Source organism: Holdemanella hominis (genome assembly GCF_014306155.1).
GTDB lineage: Bacteria > Bacillota_I > Bacilli_A > Erysipelotrichales > Erysipelotrichaceae > Holdemanella > Holdemanella hominis.
On sequence record NZ_JACRWH010000017.1, the window covers coordinates 1 to 11920 of the forward strand.

13 protein-coding genes and 1 pseudogene are annotated in these 11920 nt (G+C 30.8%); 8 read left to right on the plus strand and 6 right to left on the minus strand.

All coding sequences use genetic code 11. The features are described 5' to 3' along the window. Window positions 1-51: 51 nt before the first annotated feature. The 4 genes from H8911_RS05670 to H8911_RS05685 are packed head-to-tail and all read right to left on the minus strand — an operon-like array spanning window position 52 to window position 3199. Complete coding sequence (locus H8911_RS05670) at window positions 52-1032, minus strand: hypothetical protein (RefSeq protein WP_186998959.1); 981 nt, start codon at window positions 1030-1032, stop codon at window positions 52-54. A 10-nt stretch (window positions 1033-1042) separates the two neighbouring features. Beyond that, a complete protein-coding gene (locus H8911_RS05675) occupies window positions 1043-2161 on the minus strand; it encodes a hypothetical protein (protein WP_186998960.1) in 1119 nt (372 codons plus the stop codon). Next, the gene (locus H8911_RS05680) at window positions 2154-3026 is read right to left on the minus strand and encodes an ATP-binding cassette domain-containing protein (protein ID WP_186998961.1); all 873 of its coding nucleotides are present in this window, start codon (window positions 3024-3026) and stop codon (window positions 2154-2156) included. Before H8911_RS05680 ends, H8911_RS05675 begins: the two co-directional genes overlap by 8 nt. Beyond that, a complete protein-coding gene (locus H8911_RS05685; protein WP_186998962.1) occupies window positions 3020-3199 on the minus strand; it encodes a hypothetical protein in 180 nt (59 codons plus the stop codon). The genes H8911_RS05680 and H8911_RS05685 overlap by 7 nt, the downstream gene beginning before the upstream one ends. 857 nt (window positions 3200-4056) lie before the next feature. On the opposite strand from H8911_RS05685, the pseudogene H8911_RS05690 reads away from it, so the two are divergent. Then, window positions 4057-4320, plus strand: a pseudogene (locus H8911_RS05690) (IS66-like element ISEbi1 family transposase); the annotation flags it as partial. 1124 nt (window positions 4321-5444) lie between these two features. Next, a complete protein-coding gene (locus H8911_RS05695) occupies window positions 5445-5681 on the plus strand; it encodes a DUF6061 family protein (protein WP_186998963.1) in 237 nt (78 codons plus the stop codon). 48 nt (window positions 5682-5729) lie between these two features. On the opposite strand, the gene H8911_RS05700 is transcribed toward H8911_RS05695, so the two are convergent. Next, window positions 5730-6209 (minus strand): hypothetical protein, encoded by a 480-nt coding sequence (locus H8911_RS05700; protein WP_222620967.1) that lies wholly within the window; start codon window positions 6207-6209, stop codon window positions 5730-5732. A 461-nt stretch (window positions 6210-6670) separates the two neighbouring features. Next, window positions 6671-7198: a helix-turn-helix domain-containing protein gene (locus H8911_RS05705; protein ID WP_186998965.1), complete on the minus strand. Its 528-nt coding sequence runs from the start codon at window positions 7196-7198 to the stop codon at window positions 6671-6673. A gap of 155 nt (window positions 7199-7353) precedes the next feature. Here H8911_RS05705 and H8911_RS05710 point away from each other — a divergent pair, with 155 nt between their 5' ends. The 6 genes from H8911_RS05710 (at window position 7354) to H8911_RS05735 (ending at window position 11787) form a co-directional block, all read left to right on the plus strand. Continuing rightward, window positions 7354-7608 carry a hypothetical protein gene (locus H8911_RS05710; protein WP_186998966.1) on the plus strand — a complete coding sequence of 85 codons (255 nt, stop codon included), beginning with the start codon at window positions 7354-7356 and terminating at the stop codon, window positions 7606-7608. Window positions 7609-7728: 120 nt separating this feature from the next. After that, window positions 7729-9213, plus strand: a complete 1485-nt coding sequence (locus H8911_RS05715; protein WP_186998967.1) for an AAA family ATPase — start codon at window positions 7729-7731, stop codon at window positions 9211-9213. Continuing rightward, window positions 9197-10327, plus strand: a complete 1131-nt coding sequence (locus H8911_RS05720; protein WP_186998968.1) for a tyrosine-type recombinase/integrase — start codon at window positions 9197-9199, stop codon at window positions 10325-10327. The genes H8911_RS05715 and H8911_RS05720 overlap by 17 nt, the downstream gene beginning before the upstream one ends. An 18-nt stretch (window positions 10328-10345) precedes the next feature. Next, window positions 10346-10525: a hypothetical protein gene (locus H8911_RS05725; protein WP_186998969.1), complete on the plus strand. Its 180-nt coding sequence runs from the start codon at window positions 10346-10348 to the stop codon at window positions 10523-10525. Window positions 10526-10545: 20 nt separating this feature from the next. Next, on the plus strand, window positions 10546-10707 hold the full coding sequence (locus H8911_RS05730) for a hypothetical protein (RefSeq protein WP_186998970.1): 162 nt from the start codon (window positions 10546-10548) through the stop codon (window positions 10705-10707). Between the two features lie 261 nt (window positions 10708-10968). Next, window positions 10969-11787 (plus strand): DUF6273 domain-containing protein, encoded by an 819-nt coding sequence (locus tag H8911_RS05735; protein ID WP_186998971.1) that lies wholly within the window; start codon window positions 10969-10971, stop codon window positions 11785-11787. The last annotated feature ends 133 nt before the right edge of the window (window positions 11788-11920 follow it).

Here is an 11920-nt window from a genome sequence, read left to right on the forward strand (position 1 = left end):
GAGTGGTTAACTGTCGATAGATTTGTTTAGGAGTTCCTCTATGTCATCAATCTAAAACTGAATATTTTTAGAATATGAGTGTAATTTTGTCTTGACAAAGGTCACTTCATAACAGGTGAAAAATGTTACCACTAAAACTGCTAGATACCCTATCAAAACATTGACCACATATGCTTGAAAATAATTGATATTGAAAGGGGACAGCCAAAATAGATAAGAAGTCTGAATTTTCATATTCCATCCCTCTAAGCCAAATACACTCCAAATTAAAGCACTATAAATTAACACAATAGAAAAATAGATTGCAGAATTCATTATTAAAACCGTTATTGCTTTAATGAAATTAATTTTGCTTTCTTTCGTAGCTAATGTTCTAAGAATCATATTCATATTGCATTTTTTTTCTACAAAGAAAATCAATGCAGCAATTATCAAACTTATGATCATCGAATATATTTGTATATATGGTAAATCATTTAAAAGAGTTTGCCATCCTAAAGAATAACCAAAATCGATATATTTTTGCTCTTTTAATTTATCACTAAAATCTGGGTTAATAGTTTTAATATTATTTTCTCTATTAACAAATATGCTTTGAACAGTTATATCATTTAAATCTAAATGATTCAAAATATTAGGATTAAATGAATACATCGGAGAATATGCTCGAATCACTAGGTTTGCTAAATCAGAATATTTATTAAACATTTTAATAGATTCTGAATCATTTATCATCAAATTTCCAGTTGAATCAAAATTACTTTTATCATTTGTTATACCAGTAAATCCTTTTAATGAATTTCTTAATTCTTTATCAGTTAATTTTTTTTCTATTTTTGCTTGCGCATCTCTTTTTGCACTTATACCATCAATTTTAGCATTAATACTAAATTCGTTAACATATACATCAGTACTACTAATCGAATACAAGAAAAAAGTTGAAAGAAAGATTATCGTAAAAAAACAAAATGCAAATATTATTTTGGGATTAATACATTTTTTTATTTCTATAAATATTAATTTTTTCACCATTTATAATCACCTACTGAATTAATCTTTTTTTGTCATAAATTAATATAAAAGTTAAGAAAAAAAACAATAAAAGAGTAAATAATAGCTTTGTCATATCAAAATTAAGTACTGATGACACATCAACCATTGTAATAGGGAAACAATATCGTAATATTGAAGAAGATGAAATATTTAATAGTGAAATCATTATATTTGGAATAAAACATAAAATTATAGAACATATAACAGAAACACTACTAGATAAAAACACTTTCGAAAAAAACATAATTAACAGTCCCATCAATACTGAGGCTAATAATCCTATTAAAATTGCTCTAGATAATAATTGTCCATATGTCAATAAGTTCGGAAATAGAGGCGCAATTCCTAACTGTACATTAACATCCCAACCAGCTAAACCATATATTGAAAAAATTATTATTGAAAATGGTATAAGGGCCAACAAATAATAGAAACTTGATATAATTATTCCAGCAATAACTTTTGCTACAAAATGATTAGTACCCCTATTCTTTGTTGTACTTATAATTTCATTCATCCGTTCTTCTTTATCTTGAGAAAACATTTTAGATAAGCAAATTGCAAGCATTATAGACATAAATAGAAATAAATCCATATTTTTTTTCAAAAATCTTTGATAGCCTTTACTATATCCAAATTTAAAGCTTTGTGTTTTAGCGGTGCAATTAGTTTTATCTTTCCAAAGCTCAACAAAATTTATTGGAGTCTTAACTTCTAATATTTTTTTATACTGATCCATATATGTTCCACCTAAAGTAAAATCAATAAGCGAAATCACCTCTTCATATGGTCTCATCTCTTTACTGTACATTGTTTTAAATGCTTCGCCATCAGTACTGTTAATATTATTTGTTTGCTTTTGAAATTTATCAATAATTTTATTTATTTCATCATCATTTATTTCCACAGTACCATGAGATAAATTTTTTTCAAAGGTTATTGCATCAAGGCCATAGATTATTCCTTGTTCATAATAAGTTATAGTCTGATCCTGAAACACTGTCAAAAAGCCATATATGACAGAAATCATAATCAATAATAATACTGAGATTCTGTTAATCTTACATGTATATATCCTGTTTAACTCATTTTTAATTAACCTAGTCATCTTCACTTACCTCATCAAAATAGTATAAGTATAAATCATTTAAAGTAGCTTCTATAGGCGCAAAACATTTTTCAACATTATCTTCGGTTATTATCCTTATTCTAATAGTATTACCCAAATCGTATACATTCCTAACTCTATACTTATTCATGAAATAATCCAATTGCGTTTTAGGTACAGTTCCTTCATAAACAAATCCTTCAATCTTTTTTAATAAGACATCTAAATCACCTTGTTCACAGATTTCACCTTTTTTTAAAAGAATAATGGCTTGTGAAATATCCTCAACATCAGAAACAATATGAGTAGAAATAATTACTGTATGCTTCTCACCATATTGATTAAGTAAATTCTTTAAATGAATTCTTTCCTTAGGATCTAATCCAGCTGTAGGTTCATCCAAAATTAAGATTTCCGGTTCATTTAACAATGCTTGAGCTATTCCCACCCGTCTTAGCATTCCTCCTGAATAAAGTTTAAGTCTAATATTCTTTTTCTCGTATAATCCTAATTCTTTTAACAAATATTCTATCCTATGTTCAAGTTTTTTTCCTTCTAAGCCTTTTAAAACTCCTATATATGATAAAAAATCATAAGCTGTGAAATCTTGATAATAGCCAAAATTTTGTGGCAAATATCCTAAAGAATTAAAATAATTATTTTTTAAATGATTAATTTGTATTCCGTTATACAAAATACTCCCCGAATCAATTTCATATAAATTACACAAACATTTAATTAATGTTGTTTTTCCTGCTCCATTTGCGCCTAACAATCCATAAACTCCTGTTTCAAATCGAAGATTAATATTTTTTAATATTTCATTTCCATTTAATGCCTTGAACAAATTTCTCACTTCTAACATTCTTCTATGCCTCCCTTTTTATATAGACTAACTTGTGTATCAAATAATTTTTTATATTTACCATCCCTTTTAATCAAATCTTTATGAACCCCTTGTTCAATAACTACGTCTTTATTTAAAACTATAATTTGATCCGATGAACCAATATTTGACAATCTATGTGTTACAAACATACACAATTGTTTTTTTAATTTATCAAATGTTTGAAATATTTCTAATTCTGCTAAAGCATCATTGATGCAGTAGGTTCAAAATACAAAATGAAAGACATACTTGATACATTTGAAAACTAAATAATGCGATTCAAACTGGTGAATATAAAACGATCTATATTGATGAATTTTATGTTGACATTATGATGCCGATATTAGTTTTTATATCAAATAGATATTTTACAAAATTCTGAAAAACAGCATTAACATATTTTCTCATATCATCAAAAGATCCTTTTTTTAATTACTTTTATTAAAACCACATAATTTCCGATACAATTTATTTTGCAAATAAATTTTTTCCATCGTCTAAAAATCCCAGGTATCTGACTACTGATAAATTAAAATAGAATCCCCTTCATTAATATGTTCAACCCCCTTTTTAGATCTGTATTCTTAGTTAATCATTCATCTAAAATTGCATATAACAACAAATCATTGATTTCATCCGAATGTGACACAATAGCTTATTTACTAATAAAACTGTTGTACATTATATCTCTTGCCTCCATGATATTATGGTAAGTAAATCTTACACACAAGAAAAAAAATAGTAAATAAAACCGGTATAAGTCGACAAAATCTTGTAGAAGAGGGATATTTTGATATCTAAAACTTAAAAAATTATTTGTTGATTTTCGGATTATCAGGTTATGCTCAATTTCTTTTATAATCTATGCACAAGCATAAATAAAAAGCTCAGCATTTAAGCCAAGCAATGTTGTTGATGAAGCTATCCAAAAGGTGCATTTAAGGTGCACAAATCCTATAAATTCAATTTAATATACTTTATATAAAGCACTTTATAAAATTTAGAATATGTTCCAACGACAAACTCATAAGATGGAAGAGTAATTTGACCATTTAGGACAGGAAGAAAGAACTGGTTGTTCTCGGCAAGCGTATTAGGAGCAGAATCTAGTGCGAATTCATATAGCATAATTGAAGTAGCAAAAACAAATGGATTGGATCCATATAAATTTTTGACAACAATATTTACATATCTTCCAAACCAAGACCTGATCAAAAATCCAGAAATAATAGACGGATTTCTAACATGGAGCGAGTTCGTACAAAGCTCTAAGGCAAATAATTTAAAAATAGTACGAGAGCCGTACCGAAATTTCCAACGCTTCAAGGTACAAAGAGATCAACATGCCTTTATAATCAATACTATTATTTACCTTAGTGATAAGTTTGAAATCGCACAGATTACTCTCAACAACTTTTTAATATAATCTAAACATACACTCATCAATGATAAGTTACACCAAACAATCTATCATTTGTATTTTAAATTTTAACGAACTTTAAATGCATTTTAAGGCGCATCATTGATGAATTAGTATAATTTATAGCATCAACTATAATTGGCCGCATAACAGCATTTAAGCTGTTATTTTCGCAATTGTTTTTACCACTTTTTTTAAAGGTTTTCAAAAAGGTTTTCAAAACTATCTATAAACAGAAAAAAAGCCCTTATATAAGGACTTAATTTACAAGATGGCGTCGACGGAGGGAGAGAATTATGCATAATAACAATACGCAATATATATTAAATATGCTTTAAATAAAGCAGCATAATGTAACAAAAATAAGCATTTACATCATAAACATCGTCACAAATGTCGTCACAAATATCGTCACAAGTATGCATATTTTGCCTATTCACTACCTCGCCAATTACTTCGCCAAATGTATTATTTATTCGCCAACATGGCGAAATAATAAATGCTTTATATAAGGTAAAAATCGTATTATTTTTTTTATTCGCCAAGTTTTAATTTTTAATCCGTTTACTTATTCGTGCTCAATAAAGCACAATAAAACAAAGAAACATTAAGTCTCTTTGTTCTTAGGCGTTCGAGATGTAATCACAGATATTCTTAGATGCAGGTGCTTTCGATGAAGGTCTTCTCTTTTTACAACTTGGACAAACCATCCTCACGGAAACCTCCAAAACACTCCCAATAGTTAAATAGAAGGCATAAAAAAAGCGGGTAAATTGATGAGGTTTACCCGTTACTAGTTTTGTCTATACATCGACAAACTGGAAGTTGTCCATTATCTTTTTTATTGTAATTTTTTTGTATATACCAACATATAAAACAGTATAACACAAAATAAAAGTGACATGGTGAACTGATTGAAATGCTTCTGATTTTTGCAGCAAATAATTGATTGAACGATAAGGAGATAAGATACGATGAGAACAATATTTGCAGAATATAATCCCGGACGAAACAACATTGATGTTTATACCAGTGCAGACTATATGCTTCGCGTTGACTGCTGGGAAGCAGAAAAGAATTTGAGAACCACACCCGGATCAGATTGTGCATTAAACACACTTGCCATTGATGAACCACTAGAATATGCTAGACTGTATCTTGATGGGAATTTACAGATGTGGGTAGATGCAGAAGATTCCTTGACATTATAGTAATGTTCAAAAAACGCTGAGAATAATTTCTTCTCAGCGTTTCGACAACTATTTTCTTTCCTTTGACACCTTCTCACTTATTCTCTGATAGATTTCCTTTGTCTCTGCGTCATTTTCCCCATTTACAACTAATATTTTTCCATCTATGTTCATGACAACATATGAATGGCAGGAGGCATGAGTGTAGCGGATATAATCTCCGAAGATATCGTTTTCGAAGTTTCCCATAGCATACTTCAGGTTTCCAAAACCATTAGTTCTGTGATCATTATCGTTCTGCAATACATTTACTTCATAAGAAATGCTGTCAATTTGCGAATACTCCCCTGTATAATCATTCCATCCTTTTGCTTCAATGTTAAAATCACGATCATTACAACGAATCTGAATGCTTCCACAAAACAAATTCCATATAGTAAACACAATAGTGGGAATTGCGATGATCAGATATATCACACTTTTTTTTGTATTATACTGAATTTTTAAGCCTTTTTTTTGTGTCTTTTTATTCATCATTGTCTTCTCCATAAATTCCGATTTATCCTTTAGTATATTATATATCATTTTATTTACTTAAAATATTAAAATTTTAGTAAAATTTATAAAATCATGTTATACGAATTTTAGTTAGTATTTATTACTGCCTATAATTATTGCTTTTAATGGTTGTTTTACCAGAACCTTAAGGGCTCTAGTTCACTAAAATTTGGCTTCATATTAAAGTCTTTCATTATACTTAATACTTAAAACACATATCACCTTCTGTAATTTCTTTTTCATTTGGTTCACCTCCTTTCAAAGAAAGTGTAACAAAAAATAAAAAAAATAACTCAATTCAAATCGTAAATTCACCATTTTTGGTGAAAACTAAACGATCCAAATTGGTTATCTTTAAATTACCACTATCATCCGTAAAGAAAAAGACATATTCTGTTTTATTAGAACATAGAAAAACCAGACACCTTAACAAGCATCTGGTTTCATAAATATTATTTTGAATCGCCACTGTCTAGAAGTTCCCAATCGGTATTTTCTGTGTATATTTTGAATATGTAATCATTTGCCTTTCTTACGAGATAAAGAATATTATGTAAATCCTCTGATTTTAAACTGGCTGCATTCTGCCGAATGAAATCAAGCATGATGTTCAATTCTTCCAACTCGTCAACAACTCCAAACTTCACACCATTAACCACATTAAAATCAATATCTTCAATCAGCTCAGAATCATCACTATTCCAGTACATCCATTTTTTGTCCAGTAAAAATGTATCATACATAAATACATTTAAATTCAAATTAAGCTTATCAAGGAGAAGATCCAAATATTCTTTTTTGGGAAAAATTTCTCCGCGGAAGTATTTATATAATGTATCCTTGCTCCAGCCTAATTCTTTTGCAAACGGAGCAACTTTATACCCTCTAAGTTTAATCAAATATTTTAACCTTGAACCAAAATGCTTACGCACATATGTCATTCTATCTTGTAGTTCTAAATCATCTTCAATGCATCTCATGTACTTATTATATAAAAAATAAAAGCATATGACAAATATGACAAAGAAAAACAAATTATTAAAAAATATTGACATGGTATATAAATAGCGGTACTCTGTATATGTAATGACGTACCGGTATTCCGGTATTCGTAGACAAAGACAGGAGGAAAAATATGTCAAAACCTGAGAAAAAAGTATATCTTGCGTCACAACCATTCATTTGTAAGTCAAATGCTCGTATTATCCTTTCAATCAATCATAAGGCTATGGATAATATCTGGGAAACAATCAAAACAGAGTACAAAAAAGATTATGGCGTTGATGTACCAAGCTATGGTGTTCCAACTAAATACTTCTTAGAAAAAGTACATATCTCACGAGATGATTTAATTATTGCTCTAGAAGCAGAAAAAAAGCTCAATGCTTAGTTTGGCGACACAGCAATGAGCTTAATAAAGCGGATACACTCTTTTCCTATGCGTATTATAGCATAATATAGCAATATGTGTATACCGCCTATTTGAAAATGATAGGAGGTTTTTTTATTAATGAGTGATGAATTAGAGTTAGAAATCCCAATCTCTGCAGCTGCTAGATCCACTGAAGAGAACGTATTAGCAATCTACATCTACTGTCCTGAATTACTATATGAAGATTCCATCGACAAGAATCTTTTCGCATACCCACCACACAAACGACTATTTGAAGCAATCAAATGCGGATTAGAAGGTGGAAGTTGGAATAAAGCAGTGTATAATAGAAAAATTAAAAACAATGGCCTTGTCGATTTACATAATAAATTGTTAGGAGAATATATCTCACGCGTACCTCTTAATTCGTATTTAGATGAATTGCGAAAGAATTATGTTCAGAGAGAGTGTTTAAAAGTACTACAAAAAAGTATGAATAATTTAAAAGAAACCAATGAATTAAATATATACACACTATCTAACGATTTGGAGACATTACAGAATAAGTACCAGCACGAGGATGATGTAATCACTATTGCGTCAGTTGAGAAAAAGGAACAGGAATGGCTTATTGAAGGGTATATACCCAAATATGAAATAACAGATATCGGAGGCAATGGTGGCGTCGGTAAGACTGCATTTTGGGTCAGCTTAGTTGCTAGTTTGTCAGCAGGCAAACCTTGTTTTTTCGAAAATCAAGACTTAGAACGCGAACCGTTAAAGACACTGTATTTAACGAGAGAAAATTCGAATGCCACAAATTTGAAGGAAAGATTTGAATTGCTTGGTGCTAATATGAATAACATACTTTGCATCGGTGACACGAATACGAATTTTTCAAAATATAAAATTGGATCACCCAATTTAGAGTATCTAATAAAAAAACACAGACCTGATGTATTAATTTTAGATCCATTGCAATCATTTGTGCCTGAGAACGTGAATTTAATTGCTCGTAATCATGTACGTCCCATGTTTGACTGGCTAAACGTAATGACAAAAAAATATGAAGTCACTATACTTGTCATTATGCATGCTAAAAAGAATGCATCAAGTGGTGGTCGTGATAGACTCGCAGATAGTAGTGATATGTTTGATGTTGTGCGTCAAGTATTGATGGTGGGTGAAACAGATGAAGATGGTATTAAATATGTGTCATCCGAGAAGAACAACTTAACCAAACGGCATAAAACCATTCTATTTGAGCAAGGTGATCATGGTCTACCACGTCTTGTTGGGTTTAGCGACAAAGACGATGATGCTTATTTAAATCTCCGAAGGAATAAATGTATCGAAAAGGGCCCTTCGAAAAAAGATAAAGCAATGGACTTTATATTAAGTGAGTTAAGCTTAATCCAGCCAGATGGTTTAATGGCCGAATCCCTAAACCAGGCAGCATTCAGCAAGAATATATCGCAAAGAACACTGGAAAGAGCGCGAAAAGAATTGATAGACGCTGGAAAGATTAGATACGAGAATTCCTGCAAAGGAAAAGGTAAAGGGAATAAATATGTATACTATTTGAACAAGGAAGGAGCAAAAAAAGATGACAGTTCTTCATGAGAAGCTAAGAGGAAAAGATACTGGATATTGGATCATCCAATGCACGAATCCGTTAACTCACAAAAGGACTACAATCCGAAGAAATCCTAAAACTGATGCAAAATTCAAAACAAAAAGATCAGCACAAGAATTCGAATTGCAATTTCTTAAATCTTCAATGGATCTAAATATGAAATTTAGTGGCCTATTTGAAGACTATTGTAATTATCTTGAAGTGCATAAATCCGGTAAATCTCTGATTGACATGAAATCAAGATACAATAGATTCTTTGTACATTTAAAAAACAAAAAGATTGTTAATATCCGTGAATCTGATATGAATTTGATTGTACGAGACATGCAATCAAATGGGTATCATTCATCGTATATTAATACGATAATCACAACAATGAAGATACTGATGAATTTTGCCGTGAAAAAGGGATATATTAACAATAATCCTATTGCGAATTATCCAAAATTAAAAGTTGCTAAAACGAATGACGATTTAAAATTCTGGACTCCGGAACAAATGAAACAAGTTATTGAATCAATTCCTGAAGTGTACAAAACCGCACCAGATGTAAGACAAATACAACATATCATTCGATTTGGTTACTTTACAGGAATGCGATATGGCGAGATTCGAGCGTTGAGATGGAAGGATATCGATTTTAATAACAACATTATTAACATCAACAACCATATCTCTAAACATAACACAGAACGTGCGGGGAGAAAGAATGGCGATTATCATCAGCTTGTAATGGATGATGATACAAGAGCTGTGCTAACTGAAATTTATGAAAACCATAAAAAGCAACCAGAATTCACCAATGACTGTTATGTATTTCATTCGGCGACACGTGGTCCATACTTCCCTCTCGCAGCCACCACTGGAAATAAGTACATGATGAAGCTTGCTGAAGCAAATGGACTAAAACATATTACATTCCACGGATTGAGACATTCACACGCAAGCTATTTAATTAGCATTGTAGGTCTTTCTGAAGCAGAAGTGGCGGATAGATTAGGTGATACTGTAGCCGTAACAAGTAAAACGTACGCGAAGTTTTTTAACCAGGCGCGTGTCAGAGCTGCAAATAAAATCAGTTCTCATAAGTTAGGTTTCTAAAAAAAAAAGGAGAAAAATATGAGTGAAGATAAGGCTGTTGAATTGATCAATGAATGGTTGAACCTTGCTAAAGAAGTGTCGGATATGAACCTCAATCGTATGGAATACGATGAAGAAAGATACGAATATGCTATGGAACGAATGGATGTCATTCGAAAAATGATAAATGAATATCATGGAAACATGAATAAATGTTAATTAAATAAAGGAGAAATAAAATGAACAAAGAAGAAGTTAAGCAAATGGAGAAAGAAGTACAGCAAAAAGTTGATGAATGGATAAAAACAGAAGAAGAAAGTGGCGACATTGTACAGCGCGTAAAAGTGGCAGCATATTGCCATGAAGATTATACTGCCATTAAAGAATTATACTGCCATTAAAGAAGCGTTTTGCTCATTGGGTAAATTATTGAAAACCATTGATTCTAAACCTTTATCGGAAAAAGACCGTTTAATTTTAGAAATAGTCGCAGGCAATCTTGATCCACAGTATTGAGAGATATTGAGTCCAATAGATTTAGCTTACAGGAAGAGGAGTAACATCCTCTTTTTTTTACTTGTGAATAATTTGAATAAAAATAAAAATGGGGCAATTAAGCACTATACTGTATATATCAAAAAATAGAAAAAGGAGGAAATAAAATGGATGGATTTTTTGACAAGTATGGCCGAGTAATCATTATTGCCGTGGCCATATGTTTTGTGCTGCTATATCTGACACCAATGCGAAATGTGGTTGGATCTAGCATTAATGGATTTGCAGGAAACTTTGCGAATAAGGTTGGAGACAGTCTCGGTACTGTGAAGATGCCTGATGGAAGTGATAATATTGCATGGGAAACCCCAGACGGAATTGAGGCTGGGAAAAGAATTAGGATTGATAAAAAAGTGTATTATATTGTAAAACAAACAGGAAATAACAAGTTTTTAATTGTACACGATGGTGGAGAAACAAAATATACTGATTGTTCGTCTTATAATGCTCAAAAAAAAGATTTAGATGATTACAACATTTACGAAAATAGTAATGTTGACAATTATTTAGAAAATACATGGTACCAAAGCCTATCTGAACAACTAAGAAATGCAATTGAATTAGCGGAAATCACACAAGCTTCTTATAACCTCAAAGATGACTCTCCCTTTGTGGACATCGATAATAAATATAATACAAATTACAAAGGACAAAAGTATAACACATTGAAAAGACATGTATATCTTCCAAGTGTAGAAGATATGGCATCAATAGGGAAAAATATTCAGAGTATGTATGCAACTAGAGATAGTGTTCATGCATATCCAAGTCTTTATTGGGTATCAGGATTAAGTGCTTATGATGCGTTTATCTCATATAACGATACCATCAGTAACGGTACTATTGGTACTCCTGCTAAGTTTTTAATTCACCCTTCATTTATTGTTGATCTATCTAAAGTAAATTATGAATTAGTTAACTGGTAAAAATTTTTAAAGACTCGTAATGAGTCTTTTTTTATTTGTGACATTAAAAAGGTATCATATTGTGGTTTTGGCCACTATAGGCTTTTGCACTTTTCGAATGGTGAGGTTGGTTTATTCAAAAAAATGACGCTGA